Source organism: Micromonospora sp. WMMD1155 (genome assembly GCF_029581275.1).
GTDB lineage: Bacteria > Actinomycetota > Actinomycetes > Mycobacteriales > Micromonosporaceae > Micromonospora.
Genome location: NZ_CP120742.1, coordinates 5,919,993 through 5,946,792 on the forward strand (window position 1 = coordinate 5,919,993; position 26,800 = coordinate 5,946,792).

General features: G+C 72.0%; 25 protein-coding genes. 12 read left to right on the forward strand and 13 right to left on the reverse strand.

What is annotated here, in order from left to right; translation table 11 throughout:
* Window positions 1–34: 34 nt before the first annotated feature.
* The 10 genes from O7617_RS26995 to O7617_RS27040 are packed head-to-tail and all read right to left on the reverse strand — an operon-like array spanning window position 35 to window position 12,110.
* Complete coding sequence (locus O7617_RS26995; protein ID WP_282258989.1) at window positions 35–2,059, reverse strand: hypothetical protein; 2,025 nt, start codon at window positions 2,057–2,059, stop codon at window positions 35–37.
* Window positions 2,059–3,258, reverse strand: a complete 1,200-nt coding sequence (locus O7617_RS27000; protein ID WP_282258990.1) for a glycosyltransferase — start codon at window positions 3,256–3,258, stop codon at window positions 2,059–2,061. The genes O7617_RS26995 and O7617_RS27000 overlap by 1 nt, the downstream gene beginning before the upstream one ends.
* Entirely contained in the window at window positions 3,258–4,205 is a 948-nt protein-coding gene (locus O7617_RS27005; RefSeq protein ID WP_282258991.1) for a glycosyltransferase family 2 protein, read from the reverse strand. Before O7617_RS27005 ends, O7617_RS27000 begins: the two co-directional genes overlap by 1 nt.
* The gene (locus tag O7617_RS27010) at window positions 4,202–5,518 is read right to left on the reverse strand and encodes an O-antigen ligase family protein (protein WP_282258992.1); all 1,317 of its coding nucleotides are present in this window, start codon (window positions 5,516–5,518) and stop codon (window positions 4,202–4,204) included. The genes O7617_RS27005 and O7617_RS27010 overlap by 4 nt, the downstream gene beginning before the upstream one ends.
* Window positions 5,515–6,675, reverse strand: a complete 1,161-nt coding sequence (locus O7617_RS27015; RefSeq protein WP_282258994.1) for a glycosyltransferase — start codon at window positions 6,673–6,675, stop codon at window positions 5,515–5,517. Before O7617_RS27015 ends, O7617_RS27010 begins: the two co-directional genes overlap by 4 nt.
* Window positions 6,668–7,975, reverse strand: coding sequence for a glycosyltransferase family 2 protein (locus tag O7617_RS27020; protein ID WP_282258996.1), 1,308 nt, complete (start codon window positions 7,973–7,975; stop codon window positions 6,668–6,670). The genes O7617_RS27015 and O7617_RS27020 overlap by 8 nt, the downstream gene beginning before the upstream one ends.
* A complete protein-coding gene (locus O7617_RS27025; protein WP_282258999.1) occupies window positions 7,975–8,826 on the reverse strand; it encodes a class I SAM-dependent methyltransferase in 852 nt (283 codons plus the stop codon). Before O7617_RS27025 ends, O7617_RS27020 begins: the two co-directional genes overlap by 1 nt.
* Complete coding sequence (locus O7617_RS27030; RefSeq protein WP_282259000.1) at window positions 8,823–9,674, reverse strand: class I SAM-dependent methyltransferase; 852 nt, start codon at window positions 9,672–9,674, stop codon at window positions 8,823–8,825. The genes O7617_RS27025 and O7617_RS27030 overlap by 4 nt, the downstream gene beginning before the upstream one ends.
* On the reverse strand, window positions 9,671–11,236 hold the full coding sequence (locus O7617_RS27035; protein ID WP_282259001.1) for an oligosaccharide flippase family protein: 1,566 nt from the start codon (window positions 11,234–11,236) through the stop codon (window positions 9,671–9,673). The genes O7617_RS27030 and O7617_RS27035 overlap by 4 nt, the downstream gene beginning before the upstream one ends.
* A complete protein-coding gene (locus O7617_RS27040) occupies window positions 11,229–12,110 on the reverse strand; it encodes a sugar transferase (protein ID WP_282259003.1) in 882 nt (293 codons plus the stop codon). Before O7617_RS27040 ends, O7617_RS27035 begins: the two co-directional genes overlap by 8 nt.
* Before the next feature lie 424 nt (window positions 12,111–12,534).
* Between O7617_RS27040 and O7617_RS27045 the strand changes: the two genes are divergently transcribed.
* Window positions 12,535–13,587: an NAD-dependent epimerase/dehydratase family protein gene (locus O7617_RS27045; RefSeq protein WP_282259004.1), complete on the forward strand. Its 1,053-nt coding sequence runs from the start codon at window positions 12,535–12,537 to the stop codon at window positions 13,585–13,587.
* A gap of 27 nt (window positions 13,588–13,614) precedes the next feature.
* On the opposite strand, the gene rfbD is transcribed toward O7617_RS27045, so the two are convergent.
* A complete protein-coding gene (rfbD, locus tag O7617_RS27050; RefSeq protein WP_282259006.1) occupies window positions 13,615–14,547 on the reverse strand; it encodes a dTDP-4-dehydrorhamnose reductase in 933 nt (310 codons plus the stop codon).
* 181 nt (window positions 14,548–14,728) lie between these two features.
* Between rfbD and O7617_RS27055 the strand changes: the two genes are divergently transcribed.
* The 4 genes from O7617_RS27055 to O7617_RS27070 all read left to right on the forward strand — a co-directional run bounded on the left by O7617_RS27055 (window position 14,729) and on the right by O7617_RS27070 (window position 20,277).
* Complete coding sequence (locus O7617_RS27055; RefSeq protein ID WP_282259007.1) at window positions 14,729–17,116, forward strand: discoidin domain-containing protein; 2,388 nt, start codon at window positions 14,729–14,731, stop codon at window positions 17,114–17,116.
* A gap of 679 nt (window positions 17,117–17,795) precedes the next feature.
* Entirely contained in the window at window positions 17,796–17,957 is a 162-nt protein-coding gene (locus tag O7617_RS27060) for a hypothetical protein (protein ID WP_282259009.1), read from the forward strand.
* A gap of 174 nt (window positions 17,958–18,131) precedes the next feature.
* Window positions 18,132–19,328 carry an epoxide hydrolase family protein gene (locus tag O7617_RS27065; protein WP_282259010.1) on the forward strand — a complete coding sequence of 399 codons (1,197 nt, stop codon included), beginning with the start codon at window positions 18,132–18,134 and terminating at the stop codon, window positions 19,326–19,328.
* Between the two features lie 97 nt (window positions 19,329–19,425).
* Entirely contained in the window at window positions 19,426–20,277 is an 852-nt protein-coding gene (locus tag O7617_RS27070) for an alpha/beta hydrolase (RefSeq protein WP_282259011.1), read from the forward strand.
* Window positions 20,278–20,366: 89 nt separating this feature from the next.
* Here the strand turns inward: O7617_RS27070 and O7617_RS27075 are convergent, their stop codons facing one another.
* Together O7617_RS27075 and O7617_RS27080 are read right to left on the reverse strand one after the other, a co-directional pair.
* Window positions 20,367–21,383, reverse strand: coding sequence for a methyltransferase (locus tag O7617_RS27075; RefSeq protein ID WP_282259013.1), 1,017 nt, complete (start codon window positions 21,381–21,383; stop codon window positions 20,367–20,369).
* Window positions 21,384–21,462: 79 nt separating this feature from the next.
* Entirely contained in the window at window positions 21,463–21,864 is a 402-nt protein-coding gene (locus tag O7617_RS27080) for a hypothetical protein (protein WP_282259016.1), read from the reverse strand.
* A 60-nt stretch (window positions 21,865–21,924) separates the two neighbouring features.
* On the opposite strand from O7617_RS27080, the gene O7617_RS27085 reads away from it, so the two are divergent.
* The 7 genes from O7617_RS27085 to O7617_RS27115 all read left to right on the forward strand — a co-directional run bounded on the left by O7617_RS27085 (window position 21,925) and on the right by O7617_RS27115 (window position 26,693).
* Window positions 21,925–22,092: a hypothetical protein gene (locus tag O7617_RS27085; RefSeq protein ID WP_282259018.1), complete on the forward strand. Its 168-nt coding sequence runs from the start codon at window positions 21,925–21,927 to the stop codon at window positions 22,090–22,092.
* A 92-nt stretch (window positions 22,093–22,184) separates the two neighbouring features.
* Entirely contained in the window at window positions 22,185–22,487 is a 303-nt protein-coding gene (locus O7617_RS27090) for an urease subunit gamma (protein ID WP_278139873.1), read from the forward strand.
* Window positions 22,484–22,819: an urease subunit beta gene (locus O7617_RS27095; protein WP_282259021.1), complete on the forward strand. Its 336-nt coding sequence runs from the start codon at window positions 22,484–22,486 to the stop codon at window positions 22,817–22,819. Before O7617_RS27090 ends, O7617_RS27095 begins: the two co-directional genes overlap by 4 nt.
* Window positions 22,816–24,519: an urease subunit alpha gene (locus O7617_RS27100; protein ID WP_282259023.1), complete on the forward strand. Its 1,704-nt coding sequence runs from the start codon at window positions 22,816–22,818 to the stop codon at window positions 24,517–24,519. Before O7617_RS27095 ends, O7617_RS27100 begins: the two co-directional genes overlap by 4 nt.
* Window positions 24,519–25,214 carry an urease accessory UreF family protein gene (locus O7617_RS27105; RefSeq protein ID WP_282259025.1) on the forward strand — a complete coding sequence of 232 codons (696 nt, stop codon included), beginning with the start codon at window positions 24,519–24,521 and terminating at the stop codon, window positions 25,212–25,214. Before O7617_RS27100 ends, O7617_RS27105 begins: the two co-directional genes overlap by 1 nt.
* Before the next feature lie 91 nt (window positions 25,215–25,305).
* Window positions 25,306–25,977, forward strand: a complete 672-nt coding sequence (gene ureG, locus O7617_RS27110) for an urease accessory protein UreG (RefSeq protein WP_282264878.1) — start codon at window positions 25,306–25,308, stop codon at window positions 25,975–25,977.
* Entirely contained in the window at window positions 25,977–26,693 is a 717-nt protein-coding gene (locus O7617_RS27115; RefSeq protein ID WP_282259026.1) for an urease accessory protein UreD, read from the forward strand. The genes ureG and O7617_RS27115 overlap by 1 nt, the downstream gene beginning before the upstream one ends.
* Window positions 26,694–26,800 lie beyond the last annotated feature (107 nt).

The following is a 26,800-nucleotide window of genomic DNA, read 5'->3' on the forward strand; positions in this document are numbered from 1 at the left end:
GCCTCGGGGCGTGCGGCCAGCCGTCCCTCGTTCGTCAGCCCCAACGTTCGGCTTCGCCGACGGCGACCGCGCGGCGCAGCACGATGGACGTGGAAGGGAGTCGTTCCGTAGCCGGTCGTCCAGCGGGCAGGAGCTCCCGCCCGTAGGTCGACCACCGGCCCGCCGGGTCCGGGATGGGCGTCTGCGGGGACGACGGTGGCGTCACGGGCTCGGCCGTCGCCGACCGCCAGGTCGCCTCGGGCAGGGCCAGTGGCCGTCCGAGCACGCTCACCCCGGCAGCGCCGCCCCGGGCCGGCGAGCCTTTCACGTGCTCGGTAGCGCCTGGCACGTCGGTCACCACCGGGTTGGGCTCGGTGATGGCGTCCTCGATGCGGGTCGGCCTGACCGGCATCTGAGGGAGGCGGTCATTCGCGTCACCCGCACTCTGCTCCACCGGGGCCGGCAGCTCCACCGGGGCCGGCCGCTCGACCGGCTTCGTCCGCTCGACCGGCTTCGTCCGCTCGACCGGCTTCGTCCGCTCGACCGGCTTTGCCCGCTCGACCGGCGTCGGCCGATCGGCGGCGGTGCCTGCGACCGTCCTTGCGGACGGGCGGACCGATCCGCCCGAGTCTCCGGGCTGCCGGCGATGCCGCCCGCCAGTGCTGCCCGGGGAGTCCTCGACGAGCGCGCTGACCAGCTCCCGGATGACCGCGCCCGACCTCGCCGACGGCACCGACACGGTGTCGTGCACCACGTCCGGCGTCGGAGTCGGTTGCTGACCGGCCGACCGGTTGTCCGTACGCGCCTCCGCGCCGATCACCACGACACCGGCCAGGGGGAGCCCGAGCCGCTGCACGAGCCGGGCTGCCCGCGTACCGTCGTCGACGTTCGTCCGTCCGGCCCGGATGACCAGCAGCACACCGTCGGCGTGCTGGGCGAAGGCGGAGATCTCCCGTCCGGCCAGGATCGGCGGCGCGTGTACGAGCACGCAGTCCTCGTCCTCGCCCAACGCGTTGAGAAGTCCGCCGAGTTCGTGCAGGGCCTGCGTGTCGGCGCCCTCGCGGGGTTCGGCCGGCAGCACGGTCAGGGTGGGGAAGTCGACCAGGCGCACCGGAGAGCACTTCTGGGTGAGGACCTGTTGCCAGGTGTGTGGCGCCTCCGGGAAGTGGCCGGACAACACCGGATCCCGTACCGCCCCGTCCACCAGGGTGGCCCGGCAGTGCTCGTCGGACAGACCGAGCCCGAGCAGCGCGGTCACCAGCGCCTTGCCGTCGTCGTCGTGGGCGCTGGTGACCAGCAGCCTCCGGCGCGGCAACGGGGCGGTGAGCACACTGAGCGTCGAGATCGTGGCGCGTACGGCGTCGGTGACGTCGGCGCGCGCGTAGAGCGCGTTCGCGTGGTGACGGGAGAACCGGCGTGGCAGCTTCGGCAGCACGCCGAGGACCGGCAGCCCCAGGCGCGTCTCGACCTGCCCGACATCGCGCAGTCGGCTGTCGAACCGGTCGCGCAGGAGCGTTGCGCCCCAGCCGGCCAGCAGTCCGGCCAGAGCCCCGAGCACGCCGTTCAACAGCGGTTTCGGGAAGGCGGGGGTGGTAGGCGCGCTCGCGGTGTCGAGCACCCGGGCGCTGATGCTGGTCGAGCCACCCATCTCCAGTCGGCTCAGGCGTTCGCTGGCGGCACGGGAGGCCACGTTCGCGATCGCGGCGGCCTGGGCCCCCGAGCCGGCGCTCGCGTGCACGGTGATGATCTGTAGACCGAGTTCGTACTCACCGCTGACGTGGCCGAGCACCGCGTGCTCGGGCAGCCGCAGCGTGCGCGCCGTCTCGATCGCGACCTCCCGAGAGCCGACGAGCCGGGCGATGGTGGGTGTGAGGTTCTGCGCGAGAGTCAGATCCGTGGGCTGGCTCCCGTCGGCCTGTTCGGCGCTGACCAGGACGGACGCCTCGGCCTCGTAGCGGGCCGGTAGGAGTGCGGTGACCCCCTGGGCGGCGGCCAGGCCCGCGCACAGGCCGATCAGCGGTACGCCCACGCGGCGCCAGGAGGCACCGAGCAGACCCTTGACATCTATCGACGCGCTCATCAGGAGATCGCCTCTCTTGTTGAATGCCCGGCCTCGGCGGGCGGTGTGCGAAAGGGGCGAGTGGGGGACTGCAGCCCGCGCCAGGTGGCGCAGAGCGTGCCGGCGATGCGGCGCCAGTCGAACTCGGCGTCCGCTCGGCGCAGCCCCTGGTTTGCCAGGCGGCCGGCGAGTGAGGGATCGTCGCGCAGTCGGGCGAGGCGGGCCGCCAGTGCGGGTACGTCACCGGCGGGAAAGACCAGGCCCGCGTCGCCCACCACGTGGGGGATCTCGCCGACGTCGCTGCCGACCACCGGTACGCCGCACGCCATGGCCTCGACCAGCACCCGGCCGAACTGCTCACGCAGGGGGATGCCGATCCACGGCAGGGTGTTGCGCTGCACCACCTCGACCGACGGCATCGCCAACACGTCCATCCGGTTCAGCAGCAAGGGCAGCTCGGCGTGCCCGGCCCAGCCGTGCCGGTGCACCCGGCCCGGCCGTCGCGCGGCCGCCCGTTCGATCTCGCCGTTCAGGCTGCCGTCCCCGACCAGTGACACGTCGCAGTCGATCAGTTCGGCGGCGCGCAGCAGGTCGGCCACGCCCTTGTGCGGTTCGAACCGCCCGACGAATCCGACAGTGAACGGGCGCATCGCCGCATCGGTGGTCAGCGGGCGGAAGACCCGGGTGTCCACGCCGAGCGGCACGATCGTCGCCGGACCTCGGTACCCCTTGACCCGCAACACCTTGAGCGCCTCAGGCGTGATCGGGAAGGCGTGGTCGACGGACAGGTAGGACTGCCGCTCGATCCGGGGAAAGGGCACCGGGAATCGGGTCACCACGTTCTGCGCGGCATACAGGGTGGTGGGCACCCCGGCCCAGCAGCGTTGACGCAGCCGCAGGGCCTGCCAGGTGGTGAGGTAGGCCGCCTCGCCGATGACGTGCAGGATGTCGGGGCGGGCGTTGGTCACGTCGTGGTGGCCGGGGAGTCGGAACAGCACCGAGGCCATGTGCCCGGTCAGCGACTCGCCGAGCAGGTGCGGCACGACGTGATACCGCAGGCGGCGGTGTCGCCCGGTGAGCCGGGCCAGCTCGCGCCGTGTCACCGGGGACACGTCCGCGGCGAGTACGGTCAGCGTGACGTCGGGCTGTTCACACAGCACGTCGAACAGGTCCGTCCAGTGTTCGGTGCGCTTGCCGACGACCGTGATCAGGACGTGCATCACGCTCCTCCTCTCGTCTCTCCTCGGGTGATCGCGATGCGGCCGATACGGGTCCAGGCCCGCAGCCGAGCCGTCCCGGCTCGGGGTTGCAGGGGCATCCGCACACCGGCCAGACCGATACCGATCAGGGCGCGCAGCAGCACGGCACCGCGTACGGCGCGCAGGGTGCCGGTTCGGTGCCGGGCGAAGTACCGCAGCATGCTGCGGTACAGGTGGGGCCAGATCCAGGCGGGGTCGGAGCTGCTCGCGCCGCCGGTGTGCCGGGCGGTCACCGACGGCACGTAGAGCACCTCGGCGCCGCGCCGGGCGGCCTGGAGGCACAGTTCCTCGTCCTCGTAGTACAGGAAGTAGCCCTCGTCGAGCCCGCCGACCGCCTCGAACAGGTCCGTGCGTACCGCCAGGCAGGCTCCGGACACCCAGTCCACCGCCACCGGCTGCGATCCCCGTACGCAGGCGTCGTAGGCGGCCCTACGCTGTCGGCCGCTGAGCAGCCGGCGCAGCGCGACCGGTGCCAGCGACCCACCGAAGCGGCTGGCCAGCACCGTGCCCAGGGACTCGAACCGGTGCGCGCTGATCGCGATCCGGCCGTGCGCGTCGACGAGCCGCGGTCCCGCGACGCCCACCGACGGTCGACTCCTGATGACCCGGACCAGCTCCGCGACCATGCCGGGGGTGACCACGCAATCCGGGTTGACCAGCAGGACGACGTCGGTGTCGATCCCGGCCGCGCCCCGGTTCACCGCGCTGGCGAAGCCGGTGTTGGTCGTGCTGGCGAGGACCTTCACCTCCGGGAAACGGCGCCGGACGAGCGCGACAGTGCTGTCGGTGGAGGCGTTGTCCACCAACCGCATCGGCAGTCCCTCCTGCCGCAGCGCGGTCAGGGCGGCGACGATCTGCCGCTCCGAGTTGTGGGTCACCACGACGGCCGTGGCGTCGGCTTTTCTCATGCCGTGACTCCGGTCCGGTGCACCGGACGGCGCAGGAGCGGGACCCCTGCGAATCGTCGGAGCGGCGCACCTTGTTGTTCTGCGGTGAGCAGGGTCAGCGCCGGCAACAGGCCCAGTTCCCAGTGCCCGTCGGTCGGCGCCGCGAAGACGGCGGCGGCCAGGAAGCCGCAGGACAGGGCCGCGAACGGCAGGGTGATCCCCTCCCGTGCGTGCAGGCCGACGCGGATGCTGCGCAGGATCGGCCAGAGGACGAACAGGAGGCCGACCAGCCCGAGGTTCGCCAGCACCGTCACGTAGAAGGCGTGGTAGACCGGCCCGACGTCGGTGAGGGTGAAGCCGGACAGGTAGACGTCGGGCGTGCTCTGTCCCAGGCCGGCCCCGACCAGCGGCTGGTCGGCGAAGACGCCGAGGCCCACCGACGACTCCGCACCCCGGTAACCGGCCGATTGCGCAAGCCCCTTGGCGATCTCGCCGGCCCGGTCCCGTACCCCCGGTTGCAGGGCGAGGACCGCCGCCACCGCGACCGCGGCGGCGGCGGTCGCGGCCAGCCCGGTACGAACGGCCCGGCCACCGCGGACCAGCATGATCAGCAGGGTGAGCGCGGCGGCGAGCCAGATTCCCCGGTACGACGCCAGGAGCACGTCGACGGCGAAGAACCCGGCGAGCAGGAGGACGCCGTTGCGACGCCCGCCCCGCAGTCGACCGGCGGCCCAGATCAGCGGCGGGATCGCCAGGAGGGTGATGAGCCCGCCGTGCCGGCCCGGGGTGGTGACCGACAGGGCGGTGAAGGTGGCCGCCAGCACCACGTACAGGATCCCGGCCGCCAGGATCCGGCGGGCGGTGGTGAGGGTGTGGGTCGCGACGAAGAAGTAGACCGGGATGGTGGCCATCTGGTACGCGGCGACCAGCACCTCCTCGGGACCGTTGCCGACCGCCAGACCGTAGGTGGCGGCCACGACGGTCAACCCGATCAGGCTCACCATGCCGATGTCCGCCGGGGTACGCCGGGCCGGTCTCTCCACCCGCAGCCAGTGGCGTACGGCCAGCGCGGCACCGCCGGCGGCCAGCAGCAGCACCTTCACCGCGATGAACCCACGGACGTCACCGCCGCTGAGCACGGCTCCGATCACGGCACCGCCGATGATGCCGACCGGCAGCACCGCCCAGGGCCAGAGCAGGAAGACGCCCCAACTGAGCACCCCGGCGGCGGCGGCCAGGCCGACCGGGCCGGGCAGCAGGGTGGCCACTGTGACCAGGGCCCCGAGCCCGGCCCCGCCGAGCAGCACGGTTGGTGCGACGATCGGCACTCTCATCGCGGCAGTCCCGCCAGCAGTGCGCGCAGCCGCACACCCCGCGCCGACCAACTGTTGCGGGCGGCGACCGCCCGGCGGCGGGCCACCTGCTCCGGTGCGTCAGCGCCGTCCAGCGCCGCGGCGATGGCGGCGGCGAAGCCCGCCGCGTCGTCGGCGAGGGCGATGACGTCGGCGAACGCCCGCAGCGCGGGCAGCGGCGTGGCGACGACGGGCTTGCCGAGGGCGAGGTACTCGTAGCACTTCTTCGGGTGCACGTAGTCGACGAGGCTGCCGACCCGGTACGGGATGACGGTGACGTCGCAGGCCCGCAGGACGTTCGGCACCTCGGCGAAACCGACGGCCTCCACCATCCGCACGTTGGACAGCCGCAGTAACGGTGCCCGACCGGCACGGGTCGACGGGCCGATCAGCAGGAAGGTCCACTCCGGGTGGGCCCGGGCGACCTCGGCGACCAGGTCCGCGTCGAAGGCACGGGTGTCGATCGCCCCGCTGTAACCGATCAGTGGTCGACGCAGCCCGGCCGACCACGGCGCGACCGGGCCGTGCGGCGAGAAGTGCTCCGGATCGCATCCGTTGGCCAGCACCACGGGCGCGGGATCGACGGCGGGCATCCGTTCCGGCAACGCGCTGGACGAGGCGAGCACGAGGTCGGCCGCGCCGACGGCGGACTTCAGCGCCCGGCGGAGGTGTCCGCGGTTCCATGGCCGCGTGAACGTCCAGTCCAGGTCGGTGGCGTCGTACACCACGGCGGACGCGGCCAGCCGGGCGGCGACCGGCGCGGCCAGGTCCTCGTCCAGCCACAGCAGACGTACCGAGTCGGCGTGCCGGCGGAACCACCGGCGGAGCAGGAGTGCGGCGAACCACCGGTTGACCCGGTTGACCGCAGGTAGGTGCCGGCCGAGCGGCAGCAGCGCCGGCCCGACGCACTGCCACAGGCCGTCGGCCACCTGGCGTACGCGCAGCCGCCACTGCGGCAGGTGCCCGCCGGGATCGACGAAGAGCACCCGGTGGTCGACGGTCAGCTCGCGCGCCAAGGCGTGCTGCCGGTGCGCGCCGTTCGCCCACGGTGTGCCGCTGAAGACGACCACCCAGTCCCGGTCGTCGGTGACCGGGTCGCCGATCGGTGCCGCCGATCGGCGGGCGGTCCGCTCAGCCATGACCCGACCGTTCCATCGGCCGGGGTGCTGCCGGCGACAGCACCTCGTCCTCACCGAGTCGGCCCAGCACCGGGCGGGCCCGCTCGTCGTCGAGCCGCAGCAGGCGGGCGCCGGCCTGCCGGTCCAGCCAGCCACGCAGCACACCGGCCGCGATCCGCCGGTTGATCCAGTTGATCGGCGGCAGCGCGTCACCCAGCGGCAGCGCGGTCGGCGCGATCGCGCGCCAGGCTGCCGAGCCGATCGGGATCGTCTCGGAGCGCCAGCGGGGACGACGGCCCGGCGGGTCGACGAAGAGCAACCGTTGCCCGGGCGCCAACTGGCCCGCCACCGCCTGGTGCCGTTCGACCGACCACCGGTGGCGGCTGAACAACACCACCCAGTCGCGGGTGTCGCCGTCGGGTAGCGGGCCGACGTCGCCGCGCAGCGCGGCGAGCAGGTCGACCATTCCGAGCTGTACGGGGCGGCCGAGGAGCCGCTTGACGAGGTGGTCGAGGACCAGGGCGACCTGGAACACCGCCATCCGGTGCCGGGGCTGGGTGGTTCGCAGGTAGGTGACCATGCTGCCCAGCAGGTGTCGGAAGCGGATGGACGGTCCGAGCAGCCGGCAGGACGCGCCCCGGGTGTGCGTCACCACCGCGTCCGGGATCATCCACAGCTGGTGTCCGGCCTGCTCGAGTTGCCGGGCGAGGATGGCGTCGTTCCAGTAGATCGGGAACGCCTCGTCGAAGATGGTCTGCCGTCCGAGCACCGTACGGCGCAGCAGCATGCAGCTGCCGGAGGCGAGTTGCCGGGGGCGGCTGAAGTCCTCGCCGCGCATCTGGAACCGGTGTAGCGCCTGGCGGAACCCGGGTAGTCGACGCAGCGCGGTGACGAGCGCGATGGTGGCCGCGAAGCTGGGCTGCTGGACGTAGTGCTGCTGGAACGTGCCGTCCGGGTTGAGGTAGAGCGGGCTGACTCCGGCCACGTCCGGCCGCTCCCGCAGATGGTCGATCATCCGGGACAGCGCGCCCGGGTGGAACCGGACGTCGCTGTTGAGTAGCAGCACCAACTGCCCGGTCGAGCGGCGATACGCCTGGTTCACGGCGGCGGCGAAGCCGGTGTTGTGGCTGTTGCGGATCAGGCGGACCCGGGGTTGGTCGGCGAGCATGTCGGCGGAGCCGTCGGAGGAGGCGTTGTCGACGGCCACGACCTCGTAGTTCAGGTCGGCGGGGGCGGTCGCGGCCAGCGACTCCAGGCACTGCCGGGTCTGCTCGCGCGTGTTCCAACTGATCAGCAGGACCGACAGCAGCGGGGCGGCCATCACGACATCCTCCGGTCGTCCCGGCGGGCGAAGATCCGCAGCAGGTCACCCTGCCGCGGGTGTGTCACCCGGGGCGAACCGCTGGCGGCGACGTCGGCGACCAGGAGGTTCCGCGCGTTGCGCCACCGGGCCGCCGGTCGCCAGTAGAACCGCGAGAAGACGGTGTCGTGGGAGATGACCCGGAAGCCGGTCTCCACCAGCATCCTGCTGAGCGTGTCCGGGGCGAAGTGCCACCGGTGGTACGCCGGAGCGATGGCGGGCCAGTGGGTGCCGAGTCGTCGGGCGGCGGCGGAGGCGATGTTGGGGACTTCGAGGGCGAGCCAGCCGCCGGGGGTGAGGGCGGTGTGTGCGGCGTGCAGGAAGGTTCGGGGGTCTTGGACGTGTTCGAGGACGTGGAAGGCGCAGATGGTGTCGGCGGTGAGGGTGGGTGCGATGGTTTCGAAGTAGCCCTGGCGTACGGGCATGTGGAGGTGGTCGCGGGCGTAGGTGGCGGCGGCGTGGCTGACTTCGATGCCGGTGGCGTTGATGCCGGCGTGGTGGGCGGCTTCGAGGAAGTAGCCGCCGGCGCAGCCGGCTTCGAGCAGCGCGGTGGGGCGGGTGGCAGAGAGCAGCCAGCGCAGCCGGCGGGCCGCCTCGAACCGGCGCTGGCCGGCCGAGGCGAAGTACTCCTGGTATCCGTCGGTGGTGTAGTACGCCTCGTCGTACAGCTCCTCCGGGTCCGGCGCGTCGCCGGCCGTCCAGACGAACCCGCAGTCGGCGCAGCTCCAGAGCAGGTCGCCGAGCGTCGGCGAGTGCCCGCCGGCACGGCCGCAGAGCCGGCAGCGGACCAGCTCGATCCCATCCAGTTTCATCGGGTACTCCGTCGGTTTTGTGGCGTCCGGGCGATCACCCGGAGCAGGTCGCCGAGGTGCGGATGGGTCAGCCGCGGTGAGCGGAGCCCGATCAGGTCGGCGGGCAGGAGGTGCCGTGCGTGCCGCAACCGGTACCGCAGCGGCATGTAGTAGCGGAAGACCGTGGTGTCTTGCTGGACCACCTCGAAGCCGGCGTCGGTCACGAGCCGGACCAGCGTCGCGGGGGTGAAGTGCCAGCGGTGATAGCGCGGTTGCAGACCCGGCCAGTGGGTGCCGAGTCGTCGGGCGGCGGCGGAGGCGATGTTGGGGACTTCGAGGGCGAGCCAGCCGCCGGGGGTGAGGGCGGTGTGTGCGGCGTGCAGGAAGGTTCGGGGGTCTTGGACGTGTTCGAGGACGTGGAAGGCGCAGATGGTGTCGGCGGTGAGGGTGGGTGCGATGGTTTCGAAGTAGCCCTGGCGTACGGGCATGTGGAGGTGGTCGCGGGCGTAGGTGGCGGCGGCGTGGCTGACTTCGATGCCGGTGGCGTTGATGCCGGCGTGGTGGGCGGCTTCGAGGAAGTAGCCGCCGGCGCAGCCGGCTTCGAGCAGCGCGGTGGGGCGGGTGGCAGAGAGCAGCCAGCGCAGCCGCCGGCCCGCCTCGAACCGGCGCGGCCCGGCCCGGAAGTAGTCGTCGTAGCCGCCGTCGGCGAAGTAGTCCTCGTCGTAGCGGCCGTCCGCCTCGGCCTGCTCCTGCGCGGTCCAGGCGAACCCGCAGGCCCCGCAGCGGCGCAGCAGCCCACCCAGTTCCGGCCGGTGGTCCTGCCGCGGTCCGCACACGAGGCACCGGGCGGTACGGCTCTCCACGCTCATCGTGGACCGCCCGTGCCCGGCGACAGGATGGCTGCGGGAGCGCGCAGCAGCCGGTGCAGCCGCATCCGGTCGCTCGCGCTGACGTGCCCGCCGACCACCAGCAACACGGCGGCCACGAGCAGGGTCAGACCCGCGCGGCTGGAGACCGCGAGGGCGGCGTCGAGGCGTCCCGGGCCGTCCGGCAGGTACCGGCTCGCCGCGTTGGCGACCAGTCCGGCCGCGACCGACACGGCGATCGGCGGCCAGATCGCCCGTGCCAGCGGCATCAGCCGCCGGGCCGTCGCGGCGTGGAAGTAGAACAGGAAGTACGCGGTGCTGAGCACCACGGCCAGGGCGGTGGACAGGGGTACGCCCAGCGGCCCGCAGAGCCAGATCAGCGGCACTGTGAGCGCCAGGTTGAGCACGACGGAGAGCAGCACGTACCGCGTCTCCAGCCCGGGGCGGCCCTCGGCGCGGGCCACCACCGTCGTCGCCCCGCTGATCAGGTTGAGGGCGTAGGCGGGAGTGAGCACGAGGATGTTCACCGTGGCCCAGGGGACCTGGTGTCCCAGCCACAGCCGGACCAGCGGGTCGGCGCTGACCATCAGGGCCGCGGCGGCCGGCGCGAGAAACAGGGCCAGGTAGCGGGTGGCCGCCAGGTGGATCCGGTCCAGCCAGTCGGCGCCGCGGGTGACCGAGCGGGCGACCGCCGCGGGGAACAGCACGACCAGGGCGAGGCCCGGCGGCAGGCGCAACAGATTGAGCAGGCGGGTGCCCAGGTCGAAGTCACCGGCGACGGCGGGACCGAAGACGCCGCCGAGGACGAGGCGGTCGAGTTCCACGTTGACCATGCCGGCGCCGGCGGACACCTGCACCTGCATGCCGTACCCGCCGATCCGGCGTACGTCGCGCAGGCGCAGCCGTCCCCAGCGCGGTGACAAGTCCGGGCGCTGTCGGCGGGCGGCCCCGGCGAGCAGGAGAGTGCGGATCACACCGGTGGCGGCGGCGGAGGCGGCCAAAGCCGCCAGCCCCCCGCCGAGCCGTACCACGAGAATGGCCAGTGCCGCGCTGAGCACGGCGGTGCCGGCGCTGATCGCCGCGAGTGCCCCATACCGCTGGCCGCCTTCGAGCACGGCACGCCAGGGCAGCTCGACGGCACCGGCCACCAGGCCGAGGACCAGCCAGAGCGTCGCGTGCCACGCCTCGTCGGCGAGGTCGCCCAACCGCAACAGCCCGGTGAGCCACGGCCAGCAGACGCCGAGCGCTCCCACGGTGAGCAGACCGAGCAGCACGGCCCAGCCCAGCGCCAGCCCGAGCAGCCGGCGCACCAGGTCGCGGTCGACCGCGCCGCCGGCCCTGGCCACCTCGCGCACCAGCGCCGAGCCGAGTCCGAGATCGATCAGTGCGGCCATGGTCAGCAGGCCGGCCAGCACGATCCAGACGCCGAACTCCCGGGGCCCGAGGTGCTGGTAGACGACCGGCACCGAGACCAGGCCGGACACCGCCATGACCACCCGCGCGCCAAGCATGCTGGCCGTGTTGCGGGTGACCCGGGTGTCGACCGCGTCGGTGGCACTACCCACGGGGGAACCCCCGGAACAGTTCGACGACGGTCAGCAGCAGCAGGGCCAGGTCGACCCGCATCGACCGGCAGTTGAGGTAGAGCAGGTCGCAGCGGAGCTTGTCCTCCACGGTCGCCGCGTAGCCGCCGGTGAGTTGCGCGATGCCGGTCAGGCCCGGGCGGATCAGGTGCCGCAGGTCGTAGTGCGGCAGGCGGTCGAAGCCGGCGATGAACTCGGGGCGCTCGGGGCGTGGGCCGACGAGGCTCATCTCGCCGCGTACGACGTTCCACAGTTGAGGGAGTTCGTCGAGGCGGGCGCGCCGGAGCCAGCGTCCGACCCGGGTGACCCGGGCGTCGTCGGGTTGGGCGAGGACGGGGCCGGTGGCCTGTTCCGCGCCGACGCGCATGGTCCGGAACTTGACCAGCCGGAACGGCCGGCCGCCCGCGCCGACGCGCTCCTGCAGGTAGAACGGTGGACCGGTGAACGAGATCACGGCGGCGATCAGCGCGATCAGCGGGATCACGACGACGGCGCTGAGCAGGATCACGGCCAGGTCGAAGGCCCGCTTGAGTCGTTCGTGTCGGGGCCGGCGCGCGCCGAAGCCGAGGCGGATCCACGGCAGCCCGCCGAAGCGGGCCATCGCCGGCGCCCGCAGCAACCCGTAGACCGGTCGGGCCAGCACCAGGATCTCGACTCCGGCGCTCAGGCAACTGGTCATGAGTCGCTCGTCGACGCTCTCCAGCGAGTGCTTGAGCAGCAGGAGTCGGGGCCGGACACGGGTGAGGACCGCCGTGACGTCCTCGGCGCGCGACGGCATCGGCAGCCGGGCGGCGACGTCGAACTCCTCGTCGAGCCGGTCGGGAACCGGGGGGACGTCGTCCGGCTCGATGACCATTACGGGTACCCGTCGGTTGCCCTGATCCGGCCCCGGGGTGCGCTCGCGCCGCTCGGCGCGATTCACGGACACCTGATGGACGCCCGCCGGTGACCTCGGCCCCGCACCGATACTGACCGGGGCGTCGGCGTGGTCGAGTGACGCCGGAGAGTGGCCCGCAGTGATGGGACCCCGGGTCTTCCTCAACGCGTCGACCTCCTCGGTCAGGGACTGACAGGGCATGCCGGCCAGCACCCCGGGAGCCAGTTTCAAGGACAAAAGACCCAGCAGGGTCAAAACGGTAAAAAAAGGATTCTTAGGACGAGTGAGGCTATATGGCGGCAACCTGGGGGGGGGAAGAGTTCCCTATGGGTGTTCCAGGGTCGGTGACCCAAGCCCAGGTTGTCGGCACCGACCGACGACCCGTCGTACCGAGGAGGTCCAGATGGTCCTGCCCGACATCGCCGTCAGTCCCGAGCCGGCGGCAATCCCGGTGCCCCGGCGCGTACTGGTGATCGGCGGCGCCGGCTTCATCGGCAGCCACGTGGTCGCCCGGTTGATGCTGATGGGTAGCGAGGTTCGCGTCCTCGACAACTTCTCCACCGGGCGGCTGGAGAACCTCGCCGACGCCGCGTACGGCGGGCTGACCGAGGCCGACGTGGTGACCGGCGACATCCGCACTCCGGAAGGGCTGGAGATCGTGCACCAGTGGCAGCCTGAGGTGGTGGTGCACCTGGCCGCGCAGCCCAGCGTTCCGGCGGCCCGCCGCTCACCCCTGTACGACGCCGACGTGAACGTGTTCGGCACGGTCAACGTGCTCGACGCCTGCGTCCGCAACGGCGTACGGCTGGTGATCAACGCGGCCAGTAGCGCCATCTTCGGCCGGGTTCCCGCCAGCGAGTTGCCGATCCGAGAAGACCACGCGATCGCGCCGGTCAGCCCGTACGGAATCAGCAAGGCTGCCGGTGTGCACTACCTCGACTGGTACGGGCGGCAGCACGGCCTGGCGTACACCTCGATGGTCTTCGGCAATGTCTACGGCCCCCGGCAGGCGGGCGCCGACTGCGGCGTGGTGTCCCTCATGGCCGATGCCCTCGTCCGTGGTCGGCAGGTGGTGATCTACGACGACGGCGCGCAGACCCGGGACTTCATCCACGTCAGTGACGTGGCCGAGGCGGTGGCGGTCGCCTCCCACCAGCCGGGGGCGGGGATGGTCAACATCGCCTCGGGCCGGCAGACGAGCATCAACGAGGTGTACGCCGCCGTCCGGGACGCGTGCGGGGTCGAGGCCGCGGCCCGCTACGAGCCGCTCCCCTGGCCGGGGGAGGTGCGCACCATGGCGCTCGACATCCGCAAGGCACGTGAGCTGCTCGGGTGGTACCCGAAGGTCGGCCTCACCGAGGGCGTGCGGATGACGGTGCGTGACGCCCGCCGCCGCCATGGTGGCCAGGTCCTCAGCCAGGCGCGCGACCTCGACCCGGTGGCGATGACCCGGTAACGGCGTCGGGACGCCCGCGTCCTGCGGTCACCGCCCCGATGTCTCGAGGTGCGGTGAGCGGGCGCGGGCGGTCTCGGCGAGAGCGGCGAACGCCGGTGTGCGCAACGCCTCCCCGAGCTGCTCCCGCCACGGCGCCTGCGGGCTCACCCCCGCCACCCGCCACCGCCCGTGCCCCAGCACCCCGTAGGCGGGACGCTGCGCGGGGCGGGGGAACATCGTGTGCGGCGCCGGCCGTACCCGCTCCGGGTCCAGTCCGGCCAGGTCGAACAGCGCCCGGGTCAGGTCGTACCAGGTCGCGTGACCCGCGCTGGTGCCGTGATAGATCCCCGGCGGCGCCACCCCGGCATGGGCTGCCTGGCCCAGCTGCACCAACTGCCGGGCCAGCGCCCGGCTCCAGGTCGGCTGACCGGTGTGGTCCGCGACCGCCCACACCACGCGGGATTTCGCGGCCTGGGCGAGCATGGTGGCGACGAAGTTGCGCCCGTGCTCCCCGTACAGCCACGCGGTACGGACGATGTAGCCCTGCTCGGGCAGGAGCCGCAGCAGCGCGTGTTCGCCGGCGAGTTTGCTCCGGCCGTACGCGTTCACCGGGCCGGGGCGGTCGTGCTCCCGGTAAGGGCTGCGGGCGGTCCCGCCGAAGACGTAGTCGGTCGAGATGTGCAGCAGGCAGGCGCCGGAGTCCGCGCAGGCTCGGGCCAGGTGTGCCACGGCCGTGCCGTTGACGGCGGTCGCGTCGTCCTCGGCGTCCTCCGCGGCGTCCACATTGGTCAAGCCGGCGGCGTTGACCACGATGTCGTGGCCGGGTACGAGGCGCGCGACCGCCGCCGGATCGGTGACGTCGAGCATGGCATGGTCAGCGCTGGTCACGGACGCGCCGGGGTGGCGGGCGAGCGTGTCGACCATGTCGCGACCCAGCATGCCGTGCGCTCCGGTCACCAACCAACGAGCTGCTGTCTCCATCGAATCAGGATAAGCAGTACATAACACCTAAGTAGGACCTTCAGTGCATGAAACATGGCAGGTGCGTGCGGCTTCCCAAGACCTGACGATTTCTTCCATTGATCAGTCGCACTCTTGCGGGGTGGCATTCACTGCTGCCACGATGGCCGTCAATGCCTTCCGTCCCGAAGGAGTGGTCGTCATGGCGGTCTCCCGCCGCAGGTTCGTCACGTCCGTGATGGCGGGGTCCGCCCTCGCCGCCGCCTCCAGCACCGAGCTGCTCACCAGCCTGGCCAGCCCCGCACACGCCGCCAGTCCTCCCGGGGACGTGGTCGGCAAGGTGACCGTCGGCTACCAGGGCTGGTTCAGCGCCCCCGGCGACTCCGCGCCGATCGGCGGCTGGTGGCACTGGAGCCGCGACCGGTTCCAGCCGCCATCGCCCGCCAACACCACGATCGTGTCCTGGCCGGACATGCGGGAGTACACCCGGACCTACCCCACCGCGTACCCCAACCTCGGCAACGGCCAGCCGGCCACCCTCTTCTCCTCCTACGACCAGCAGACGGTGGACACCCACTTCCGGTGGATGCAGGAGTACGGCTGTGACACCGCGGCCCTGCAACGGTTCAACCCGATGGGCGACGAGGGCCCGACCCGCGACGCGATGACGCAGAAGGTGCGTTCCGCCGCCGAACGCTACAACCGCAAGTTCTACATCATGTACGACGTCACCGACTGGTTGACGTTCCAGGCGGACATCAAGACCGACTGGACGACGAAGATGTCCGCGCACACCGCGTCCAGCGCGTACGCCAGGCAGAACGGCAAGCCGGTCGTCTGCATCTGGGGCTTCGGCTTCAGCGAGCCCAGCCGCCCCTTCACCCCGGGCCCGTGCCTGGAGGTCGTCAACTGGTTCAAGGCGCAGGGCTGCTACGTCATCGGTGGGGTGCCCACCTGGTGGCGGCAGGGCATCGAGGACTCCCGCCCCGGCTTCCTCGACGTCTACCACGCGTTCCACGCGATCTCGCCGTGGATGGTCTACCGGACCAACACCCTGGAGGGGCTCGACTCGTACTACCAGAACGTCAACATCGGCGACATGGCCGACTGCGCGGCACGGGGCATCGACTACCTGCCCTGCGTCATGCCCGGTGACCTGGCCGGAGGCCACCGCCGCCACGGCGACTTCTACTGGCGGCACATCTACAACATGGTCCGGCTCGGCTCCCAGGGCCTGTACGTGTCCATGTTCGACGAGTACAACGAGGGCAACCAGATCGCCAAGACGTCCGAGACCCAGGCCACCACCCCGGCCGGCGCGAACATCCGGGCCCTCGACGAGGACGGCGTCGCCTGCTCCTCCGACTACTACCTGCGCATCACGGCCGACGGTGGTCGGATGCTCAAGGGTCAGCTCGTGCTAACCGCGACCCGCCCCACCCCACCGACGGTCGGCACCCCACCCCCGACCGGCGGGAACCTGGCCGCCGGCAAGTCGACGTCGGCGAGCAGCCAGGGTGGCGGGTTCCCGGCGTCCAACGCGGTGGACTCCACCGTCGGCAGCTACTGGGAGAGCGCCAACGGCGCGTTCCCGCAGTGGTGGCAGGTCGACCTCGGCGCCAGCCACCAGGTCGACAAACTCGTGCTGCGCCTGCCCACCGGCTGGGGCGCGCGTACCCAGACCATCACCGTGCAGGGCAGCGTCGACGGCGGCTCCTTCAGCACCATCGCCGGGGCCTCCGCGTTCACCTTCGACCCGGCCACCGGCAACACCGTCACCCGCACGCTGCCGACCACCACGGCCCGGCACGTCCGCCTCAGCATCAGCGGCAACACCGGCTGGGCGGCCGCCCAACTCGCCCAGGTCGAGGTGTACGCCGCAACGACCACCCCGGACAACCCTCCGACCGCGCCGAGCGGCCTCACGGTGACCGGCAGGACGTCGACGAGCGTGTCGCTGTCGTGGACGGCCTCCACCGACGACACCGGGGTGACCGGCTACCAGGTGCGCCAGGGTGGCACCGTGGTCGCCACCGTCACCGGCACCACGGCGACGGTGAGCGGGCTCAACCCGTCCACCGCGTACACGTTCACGGTGGTGGCGCGCGACGCCGCCGGGAACACCTCCGGCGCGTCCTCGGCGGTCACCGTGACCACGGACGCGGCGGCCAACGCGGACCTCGCCCGGGGCCGACCCACGTCGGAGAGCAGCCACGTCCAGAGCTACGGGTCGGGCAACGTGGTGGACGGTGACGCGAACAGCTACTGGGAGAGCGCCAACAACGCGTTCCCGCAATGGGTGCAGGTCGACCTCGGTGCGGCGCGCACGGTCGGCCGGGTGGTGCTGAAGCTGCCACCGTCGTCGGCCTGGGGTGCCCGGACGCAGACCCTCTCCGTGCAGGGCAGCACCGACGGGTCGAGCTTCGGCACGCTCGTCGGGTCGGCGGGGCGGGTGTTCAACCCGGCCAGCGGTAACCAGGTGAGTCTCACCTTCACCGCCGCGCAGACCCGTTACGTGCGGATCACCGTCACCGGCAACACCGGCTGGCCCGCCGGTCAACTGTCGACCCTGGAGGTCTACGCGAGTTGACCGATGCTCGGGCGGCCGCCGGGGGAGCGGCGGCCGCCCGTCTCCTGCGAGTGCAGGCGGGTGGGCGCTACCGGACGAACCGATCAGCACATCGGGTTGTGATCACGCTGTCCACGACCGGGGCCCTGCTCCACGTTCTTCTTCGACAATGGAGGACCGTGGGGCGATCGAGCCGCCAGCGAGGTACAGCGGAGCGTGTAAGTCACGAGCGCTCGTCGCCGCAGGAACTCGCCTAGCGGCGTTGTCGGGAAGACGTTGCTCGGCTTCGTGGGGCGAGAAGAAGGCGGCGTCCTCCAACTCCTGTCCCGGCAGGGCGAGCCCCCTGAGGTGGGGCTGACCTGTTGCCGGCCGTTCCGGCTGACCGCCTCGTCGGGCAGGTCGTATCGCCGACTGAGCGGTCCCTGCCCGTTGATCATGAGGTTGGCGGGTCTGGTGAAGATCAAATCGCCCGTCAACCTCATGATCAACGCGGCGGGGGCTGGAGCGGGGGTGCGTTTGCGGCCGCAGCCGTCGCCGTGGAGCTGGTCCGGGTTCTCACCACAGCGCACGGGGTGACGCCGCTGAAGCGTTACGAAGGCACTCAAGCGTCGTACGGCGGGAGGGGTGGCGGCGGTTACCGGCCGAGTTTCGGGGTGCGTACCTGGTCGACGTCGCGCGGGCCTACCTCCAGGTGGGTGAGGTGCGCGGGGCGGCACGCGCCCTGGTGGACGCGGACAGTGTCGCGCCCGCTGAGGTCCGGTGGCGGCCGTTGGCGCGTACCGTCATCGCCGATGTCGCCCGCGCGCAGCCGGCGCCGGCCGGTGTGGCGCGACTGGCGACGCTGGTCGGCCTCACCCGCTGACGGACGAGCGCAAGGGCGTACTGATGGCCGGTGATCATTCCACGGGCCGGGCGCGGAGGTGCGTCGGCGATTCGCGTTTGGGCCCCGGTCGCGTCGGCCCGCTGTGAGAATGGGCGAGTGCCGGCACTGCCGGTGCATCGGCGCTGTCCGACTCGACCTGGCGAGGTGGGGAAGGTGTCCAACGACAACGAAATCCGTCCCTTCCGGCTCGACACGTCGGAGGACTCGATCGCCGACCTGCGTCGCCGGATCGCGGCCACTCGCTGGCCCACCCGCGAGTTGGTCACCGATCGCTCGCAGGGGGTGCAGCTGGCGACGATCCAGGAGCTGGCCCGCTACTGGCTGACCGATTACGACTGGCGTGCGTGCGAGACGAGGCTGAACTCGCTGCCGCAGTTCACGACGACCATCGACGGCGTCGAGATCCACTTCGTCCACGTACGGTCGCGGCACGAGAACGCCCTGCCGCTGATCATGACGCACGGCTGGCCGGGCTCCGTCGTCGAGCTGCTCGGGATCGTCGGCCCGCTGACCGACCCGACAGCGCACGGCGGCACGCCCGAGGACGCGTTCCACCTGGTGCTGCCGTCGTTGCCCGGCTACGGCTTCTCCGGCGAGCCGACCGAGCTTGGCTGGGACTCGGCGCGAATGGCACAGGCGTGGGCGAAACTCATGGACCGCCTCGGGTACGCGCGCTACGTCGCGCAGGGTGGCGACGTCGGCGCCGCCGTCACGGACGCCATGGGGCGTCAGGCCCCTGCTGGGCTGCTCGGCATCCACGTGAACCTGCTCGCCGGGGCGATCGGCATCAAGGACCAGCTGCCGGCAGAATCCGAGCAGGAACGCGCGGCGCGCGCCGCGCTCGACCTGTTCACGATGGACGGCTTCGGCTACTTCCTGGAGCAGTCGACCCGGCCGCAGACGATCGGCTACTCGCTGCTGGACTCACCTGTCGGGTTGGCGGCCTGGATGCTCGACCACGACACGGACAGCTACTACAAGATCTCCCGCGCGTTCCTCGACGGTGCGCCGGCCGGCGGTCTCACCCGGGACAGCATCCTGGACAACATCACGCTGTACTGGTTGACCGGTACCGGCGCGTCGTCCGCCCGGTGGTACTGGGAGTTCGGGCGGTTCCTCGCCGCGGCTCAGGCGGCCGGCCAGACTCCGCCACCGGTCACGGTTCCGGTCGGCTTCACCACGTTCCCCGAAGAGATCTGGGCCGCTCCGCGTAGCTGGGCCGAGACGGTCTACCCCGGCATCGCGTACTTCAACGAGGCTGACCGCGGCGGGCACTTCGCGGCCTGGGAGGAGCCGGAACTCTTCTCCGCCGAGGTACGGGCCGCGTTCCGGCCGCTGCGGAAATCCTGACCCCCTCACCCGAGGGCCTCCGGTGGCCCGCATATCCGCCGATCCGACGGGAAAGCGCGGGGCGTCCGACAGCCCGAGACCGGAGCAGGAGACGAACATGCCTTTCATCACCGTGGGGACGGAGAACTCCGCGCCCATCGACCTGTACTACGAGGATCACGGTTCCGGTAAGCCGGTCGTGCTGATCCACGGCTTCCCGTTCAACGGGGCGACCTGGGAGAAGACGACCACCGCGTTGCTCAACGCCGGATACCGGACGATCACCTACGATCGGCGCGGTTTCGGTAACTCCGCCCAGCCGACGTTCGGGTACGACTACAACACGTTCGCCGCGGACCTGGACGTGCTGATGACCGAGCTGGACCTCAACGACGCGACCCTCGTCGGCCACTCGATGGGCACCGGCGAGGTCATCCGCTACCTGGGCAACTACGGCTCGCAGCGAGTGAGCCGTGCCGTGGTGCTCAGCCCGCTGCAACCGATGCTGGCCAAGGCGAAGGACAACCCGGAGGGCGTCGACACGAGCCTGTTCAAGGGCTTCCAGCAGGCCATCATGAAGGACCGGTTCGCCTACCTGACCCAGTTCTGCGACGCGTTCTTCAACTACAGCGAGAACAAGGGCAAGCTGGTCAGCGAGGAGGCGTACCGGGCGCACTGGCAGATCGGTGCGATGGCGTCGGCGAAGGGCACCTACGACAGCGTGGACGCCTGGCAGGAGGACTTCCGCCCCGACCTGCCGAAGATCAACATTCCGGTGCTGATCGTGCAGGGCGACAAGGACAACGTGCTGCCCTACCCGGTGACCGGCCAGCGACTCGGGCCGATGATGCCGACCGCCCAGCTCGTCACGCTCAAGGGCGCGCCGCACGGTCTGCCGTGGACCAACGCCGACGACATCAACAAGGCCATCATGGACTTCATGAAGCAGCCGGCCAAGGCTCGCGCCTGACCCGTCCCGGTAGCCGATCGGACACCAGCGCCGTGAGGCGCTACGACACCCGGCCCACGGTTCGCACCGGGGCCGGGTGTCGTCGCCGGTCAGGCCCGCCGGGCGACCACCGCACCGTTGGCGCCCGGGGCGTCGAAGGGCACCGTCCGCACGTCGACGAAGCCGGCGTCGGTGAGCCAGGCGGCGTACTCGGCGCCGGAGTAGTTCCGACCACCCTCGGTCTCGACCAGCATGTTCATCCCCATCAGGGCCGCCTCCGGTGGCCCGGTGCGCTCGTCGTTGAGCAGCAGCTCGCAGACGACGATCGCCCCGCCGGGCGGCAACGCCGCGTGACACCGCGCCAGCAGAGCCCGGTTCGTCGGCTCGTCCCAGTCGTGCAGGATCATGCTGAGCAGGATGACGTCGTGCCCCTTCGGCAGCGCCGGGTCGGCGAGGAAGTCACCCGCCACCGCGTCGATCCGCCCGGTCAGACCGGCCTCCGCGATCCGCTCCCGCGCCCGTACGCACACGTGCGGCAGGTCCAGCACCGTCGCCCGCAGCTGGGGCAGCCGGCGGCAGAACTCGATCGGGAACGCCCCAGCCCCACCGCCGACGTCGAGCAGGCGGCGGTGGGCGGAGAAGTCGTACGCGTCGGCCAACGCGGCGGCGGTGAAGCTCGACGTGGAGAACATCGCGTCCCAGAACTGCGCCAGCATCTCCGGGTCGGCGGTGTCGAACATCGACTGCTGGGCCTCCGGGTCCCAGGTCAACGGCCGATCCGTGCGCAGCGCCTCGCCGATGCGGTGCCAGGGCAGGTAGGTGCGCAGATCCGAGTAGCGGACCTGCGCCCCGAAGTAGTACGGGCGGCCCTCGACCAGGAACTGCTCGGCCAACTCGGAGTTGCGGTAGCCGTCGCCGACCTTCTCCAATAGGCCCAGCGACGCGCTGGCGGCCAGCAACAGGTCGGCGGGCCGGTCGGGCAGCCCGAACTCGGCGGTGGCTTCCTCGACGGTCATCGTCCGCCCGCCCGCCAACCGCGTGAACAGGCCCAGCTCGACGCCGACCGCGAGTGTCTTGAAGCCCCACACACCGGCCACCAGGCGCATGAGAGGAGTCGGAGAGATCATGCGGTCATCAGATCACGATCCGCCTCCGTCCACGATGGTCGATCACGCCGGGGCAGGGTGACCAGCCCGACGGTCGGGGCTAGGGCCGGCCGGCGGACCGTCGGCCGAGCCGTCGCGCGGCGAGACTCACCGCCGTGCTGCCGGCCGCCGTCCCGACCAGCACCAGCACCGCCCCGACGGCCCACAGGCCGCTGTCGTCGGCCGACGCCGCCCGCCACGTCCACGCCGCCGTGAAGGCGACGGTCATCACCGGCACCACCAGCCATGGGCTCAATCGCCTGGCGGCGAGAGCGGCCAGCAGGACGAGCGTCAGCACACAACCGATCACCTGCCACGGCGCGTACGGACCGCTTGTCGCGCCGGTCTCCGCGTCGACCGTGTACTCGTCGTCCCAGCCCAGCCAGAGCAGCCAGGTCCCGACCGTCGCCGCCGCCAGGAACAGAACACCGAGCAGTGCGTGCGTACCCCTCGTCGCCGTCATCGGACGATCATGCCCGGCCCGGCGGGGAAGTGGAATGAGCACCGGTACCCAGCCGCGGCCGTGATTCCGGTCGGACTGTTGCCCCGGCCGGTGGTGATCCTCTACGGTCGGCTCAGCGGTGGGCGGTGCGGTCCGCATCCGACCGGACACCGCCGGTTGCCCGTCGCGCGGGCCGGGATGGTGGAGTCCCGGGTCGCCCCGGCGGCGGGAGACTCGGCGGTCGTGTGACTCCAGCTCGTACCCCGGGTGTTGCCGCCCGGCGCGGCTCCCCGCGGAGCCGTCGGCGAGCCGGGCACGCCGATCCCACCGGGAGAAGCCCCGTGTTCCTCAGCCCGCACGAGCAGGACCGCCTGCTCGTCCACGTGGCGGCCGATGTCGCCCGCGCCCGCCGCGAGCGCGGCCTGCGCCTCAACTACCCCGAAGCCGTCGCGATCATCACCGCGTTCCTGCTCGAAGGGGCCCGTGACGGCCGGTCCGTGGTCGACCTGATGTCCGCCGGTCGGACCGTGCTCGGCCGCGACGACGTCCAGGACGGCATCCCCGAGCTGCTGAGGGAGGTGCAGGTGGAGGCGACGTTCCCGGACGGCACCAAGCTGGTGACGGTGCACCACCCGATCCCGTGATCCCGGGTGAGATCCTGCCGGCGGCCGACCCGGTCGAGATCAACGCGGGTCGCCCGGTGACCACGGTGCTCGTCGTCAACACCGCCGACCGGCCGGTGCAGGTCGGCTCGCACTACCACTTCGCCGAGGCCAACCCGGCGCTGGCGTTCGACCGGGACGCCGCCTGGGGGCAGCGGCTCGCCGTACCGGCGGGCACCTCGGTCCGGTTCGAACCGGGCATCAGCCGCAGCGTCGACCTCGTCCCGCTCGGCGGTGCGCGCGTCGTGCCGGGGCTGCGCGGCGAATGCGCCGGACCGCTGGACCGGTCGCCGTCCGACGGGTCGCCGCGATGAGCGCCGTGCGGCGGGACCGCTACATCGACCTGTACGGGCCGACGACCGGGGACCGGATCCGGCTGGCCGACACCAACCTGCTGATCGAGGTGGAGACCGATCACTGCGTGGGTGGCGACGAGGCGGTCTTCGGTGGCGGGAAGGTGATCCGCGAGTCGATGGGCCAGTCCCGGGCGACCCGCGCCGAGGGTGCCCTGGACACCGTCGTCACCGGTGCGGTGGTGCTCGACCACTGGGGTGTGGTCAAGGCCGACGTGGGCCTGCGCGACGGACGGATCGTGGCGCTGGGCCGCGCCGGCAACCCGGACACCATGCCCGGTGTCCACCCCGACCTGGTGATCGGCCCGTCGACCGAGGTGATCGCCGGTAACGGGCGGATCCTCACCGCCGGCGCGGTCGACACCCACGTGCACTTCATCTGCCCGCAGATCGTCACCGAGGCCCTGGCCAGTGGCATCACCACGCTCGTCGGCGGCGGCACCGGGCCCGCCGAGGGGACCCGGGCCACGACCGTCACCCCGAACGGCTGGCACCTGGCCCGGATGCACGAGGCGCTGGACACGATGCCGGTCAACGTGCTGTTGCTCGGCAAGGGCAACACCGTCTCGGAGGAGGCGCTCTGGGAGCAGTTGCGGGCCGGTGCGGGCGGTTTCAAGCTGCACGAGGACTGGGGCACCACCCCGGCGGCGATCGACGCCTGCCTGCGGGTCGCGGACGCGTCCGGGGTCCAGGTGTCGATCCACACCGACACCCTCAACGAGGCCGGTTTCGTCGCCGACACCCTGCGCGCGATCGGCGGGCGGGCGATCCACTCGTACCACACCGAGGGCGCCGGAGGCGGGCACGCACCGGACATCATCACGGTGGCCGGCGAACCGAACGTGCTGCCGTCGTCGACCAACCCGACCCGGCCGTACACCGCCAACACCCTCGCCGAGCACCTGGACATGTTGATGGTCTGCCACCACCTCAACCCGTCCGTGCCGGAGGACCTGGCCTTCGCGGAGAGCCGGATCCGACCGTCCACGATGGCCGCCGAGGACCTGCTGCACGACCTCGGCGCGATCTCCATCATCGGCTCGGACGCGCAGGCGATGGGGCGGGTCGGCGAGGTGATCCTGCGGACCTGGCAGAGCGCGCACGTGATGAAGGACCGGGTGGGCGCGCTGCCCGGCGACGGGGCCGCCGACAACCACCGGGCCCGCAGGTACGTGGCGAAGTACACCATCTGCGCGGCCATGGCGAACGGGCTGGAACGGGAGATCGGCTCGGTCGAGCCCGGCAAACTCGCCGACCTGGTGCTCTGGGATCCGGCGTTCTTCGGCGTACGACCGCACCTGGTGCTCAAGGGCGGCATGATCGCGTACGCCCAGATGGGTGACGCGAACGCCTCGATCCCCACGCCGCAGCCGATGCTGCCCCGGCCGATGTTCGGGGCGTACGGTGCCGCGGCGGCGGCCACCAGCCTGGCGTTCGTGGCGCCGGCGGCGCTCGACGCCGGGCTGCGCCTGGACGTACGACGGCGGGTCGTGCCGGTCAGCGACGTGCGCTCGCGGGGCAAGGCCGACCTGCCGGAGAACAACGCCATGCCGCGCATCGAGGTGGAGCCGGACACCTTCACCGTGCGGATCGACGGGGTGGTGGTGGAGCCGGACCCGGTGACCCGGCTGCCGATGGCCCAGCGGTACTTCCTGTTCTGATGGCGACGCCGAGCCTGCTGTTGCTGGTGGCCGACGGGCGCTTTCCGGCCGGGGCGCACGCGCACTCCGGCGGTCTGGAGGCGGCCGTGGCCGCCGGTCGGGTCACCGACCTGGCGACGTTGGAGCAGTTCGTGGCCGGACGGTTGGCCACCGCCGGTCTGGTCGGTGCGGCGTTCGCGGCTGCCGCACACCGGGCCGCCACCTCCGGGGCTGACGAGGCGGCCCGGTCGAGCACGCTGGCCCGGCTCGACGCGGAGCTGGACGCGCGTACCGCCGCACCGACACTGCGGGAGGTCTCCCGCCGGCAGGGCCGGGCGCTGCTGCGTGCCGGCCGGGCCATCTGGCCGGATACCCCGTTCGGGGACCTGCCCGCGACGCCGTGCGGCGTGCACCAACCGTTGGTGCTCGGGCTGCTCTGCGCCGCTGCCGGGCTGTCCCGCCTCGACACCGCCACCGTCGCCGCGTACGGGACGGTCACCGGGGCGGCCAGCGCCGGCGTACGTCTGCTCGGCCTCGACCCGTACCGGGTCCAGGCCCTGCTGATCGGTCTCGCCGACGCCTGCGACGGCACCGCTGCCGACGCGGCGCGGGCCGCCGACGGTCCACCGGAGCGGCTGCCGGCCGCCGCCGCTCCGCTCGCCGACATCCATGCCGAGATCCATGCCACCTGGGAGGTGCGTCTCTTTGCGTCCTGACACCGCTGCGCCCACTGCCGAGTCGTCCACGCTGCTGTCGACCGCCGTGCCGCACGACGAGACCGTTCCACACACCCATCCCGAGCCGGGGGTGGATCCGCACCCGCCGCTGCCACGTCCGGGCCGTGCCCTGCGGGTCGGCATCGGCGGCCCGGTCGGGTCCGGCAAGACGGCCCTGGTGGCCGCGCTCTGCCGGGCCTTCGCCGACGAGCTGCGGTTGGGGGTGGTGACCAACGACATCTACACCACCGAGGACGCCGACTTCCTGCGGCGGGCCGGAGTGCTGGACCCGGCCCGGATCCGTGCGGTGGAGACCGGCTGCTGCCCGCACACGGCGATCCGGGACGACATCGGCGCGAACCTGGACGCCGTCGACGAGCTGGCCGAGGCGGTCGGCCCGTTGGACCTGGTCCTGGTGGAGAGCGGTGGCGACAACCTGACCGCGACCTTCAGTCGGGGGCTCGTGGACCGGCAGATCTTCGTGGTGGACGTGGCGGGGGGCGACAAGGTGCCCCGCAAGGGCGGGCCAGGGGTCACCGCCGCCGACCTCCTCGTCATCAACAAGACCGATCTGGCGCCGCTGGTGGGCGCCGACCTGGCCGTGATGGACCGGGACGCGCGGGCTCGACGAGGCGACCTGCCGACCGTCTTCCTGTCCATCGTCGGTGACCCGACGGCGAGCCGTGTCGCCGACTGGATCCGGCACGAGCTGGCCCACCACGCCGCCCTGCACCCCCTCGCCGTGCCGGTGGAGCCGGTCTGATGCGTGCGCGCGCCCGGCTGGTCGCCCGAGCCGACGGCCGGGGCGGCACGACACTGGTCGAGCTGCGCGGCGAGACGCCGCTGCTGCTGCGCCAGACCCCCGCCGACGGTGGTGTCGCCACGGTGCACCTCGTCGGCGGGGCGGCCGGCCCGCTCGCCGGTGACGACCTGCGGCTGGAGATCGAGGTGGGCCCGGGCGCGGCGGTGCGGGTGCACACCGTCGCCGCCTCGATCGCCCTGCCGGGCCGATCGGGCGCGGTGTCCCGGATGACGGTACGGGCGGTGGTGCACGGCGGAGCCACCCTGCACTGGCTTCCCGAGCAGTTGGTGGCGGCGGCCGGCTGCGCGCACCTCGCCGAATCCCGGATCGAACTGGCCCCCGGGGCGGTCCTGGCCTGGCGCGACGAGCTGATCTGCGGCCGGTACGGTGAGGCGCCCGGCGGGGCGGTCGTGCACACGCACGTCGACTACGCGGATCGGCCGCTGCTGCGCCAGTCCCTGGCGGTGGGACCGCACGCGCCCGGCTGGGCCGGACCCGCGGTGCTCGGTGGCGCCTCGGCCACCGGTTCCTTGCTGCTGGTCGACGACTCGCGGCCCGTCGAGCCCGCGACTGTCGACGGGACGGTCGCCCGACTGCCCCTGGCCGGCGGCCCGGCGACACTGTGGACCGCCACCGCCCCGGACGCGCACACCCTGCGTGCCCAGCTCACTCCGTGAGGAGGTGTGGTTCCGGGCCCTCGTGTTCGGCGTCCTCGCCCGGGACGGGTCCGCCGCCCATATGGTCGAAAGCACCCGCGACTGCCGGTCGCGTCCGACGGTGCGCA

Excerpts from the sequence above, each read along its gene's own strand:
- O7617_RS27025 (WP_282258999.1), bottom strand. The coding sequence starts at position 8,826 with ATGAAACTGGATGGGATCGAGCTGGTCCGCTGCCGGCTCTGCGGCCGT.
- O7617_RS27070 (WP_282259011.1), top strand. The coding sequence starts at position 19,426 with ATGCCTTTCATCACCGTGGGGACGGAGAACTCCGCGCCCATCGACCTG.
- O7617_RS27080 (WP_282259016.1), bottom strand. The coding sequence starts at position 21,864 with ATGACGGCGACGAGGGGTACGCACGCACTGCTCGGTGTTCTGTTCCTG.
- O7617_RS27115 (WP_282259026.1), top strand. The coding sequence starts at position 25,977 with ATGCGTGCGCGCGCCCGGCTGGTCGCCCGAGCCGACGGCCGGGGCGGC.
- O7617_RS27075 (WP_282259013.1), bottom strand. The coding sequence starts at position 21,383 with ATGATCTCTCCGACTCCTCTCATGCGCCTGGTGGCCGGTGTGTGGGGC.
- O7617_RS27055 (WP_282259007.1), top strand. The coding sequence starts at position 14,729 with ATGGCGGTCTCCCGCCGCAGGTTCGTCACGTCCGTGATGGCGGGGTCC.
- O7617_RS26995 (WP_282258989.1), bottom strand. The coding sequence starts at position 2,059 with ATGAGCGCGTCGATAGATGTCAAGGGTCTGCTCGGTGCCTCCTGGCGC.
- O7617_RS27020 (WP_282258996.1), bottom strand. The coding sequence starts at position 7,975 with ATGGCCGCCCCGCTGCTGTCGGTCCTGCTGATCAGTTGGAACACGCGC.
- O7617_RS27040 (WP_282259003.1), bottom strand. The coding sequence starts at position 12,110 with ATGGTCATCGAGCCGGACGACGTCCCCCCGGTTCCCGACCGGCTCGAC.
- O7617_RS27015 (WP_282258994.1), bottom strand. The coding sequence starts at position 6,675 with ATGGCTGAGCGGACCGCCCGCCGATCGGCGGCACCGATCGGCGACCCG.
- O7617_RS27010 (WP_282258992.1), bottom strand. The coding sequence starts at position 5,518 with ATGAGAGTGCCGATCGTCGCACCAACCGTGCTGCTCGGCGGGGCCGGG.
- rfbD (WP_282259006.1), bottom strand. The coding sequence starts at position 14,547 with ATGGAGACAGCAGCTCGTTGGTTGGTGACCGGAGCGCACGGCATGCTG.
- O7617_RS27030 (WP_282259000.1), bottom strand. The coding sequence starts at position 9,674 with ATGAGCGTGGAGAGCCGTACCGCCCGGTGCCTCGTGTGCGGACCGCGG.
- O7617_RS27000 (WP_282258990.1), bottom strand. The coding sequence starts at position 3,258 with ATGCACGTCCTGATCACGGTCGTCGGCAAGCGCACCGAACACTGGACG.
- O7617_RS27105 (WP_282259025.1), top strand. The coding sequence starts at position 24,519 with ATGGCGACGCCGAGCCTGCTGTTGCTGGTGGCCGACGGGCGCTTTCCG.
- O7617_RS27100 (WP_282259023.1), top strand. The coding sequence starts at position 22,816 with ATGAGCGCCGTGCGGCGGGACCGCTACATCGACCTGTACGGGCCGACG.
- O7617_RS27005 (WP_282258991.1), bottom strand. The coding sequence starts at position 4,205 with ATGAGAAAAGCCGACGCCACGGCCGTCGTGGTGACCCACAACTCGGAG.
- O7617_RS27045 (WP_282259004.1), top strand. The coding sequence starts at position 12,535 with ATGGTCCTGCCCGACATCGCCGTCAGTCCCGAGCCGGCGGCAATCCCG.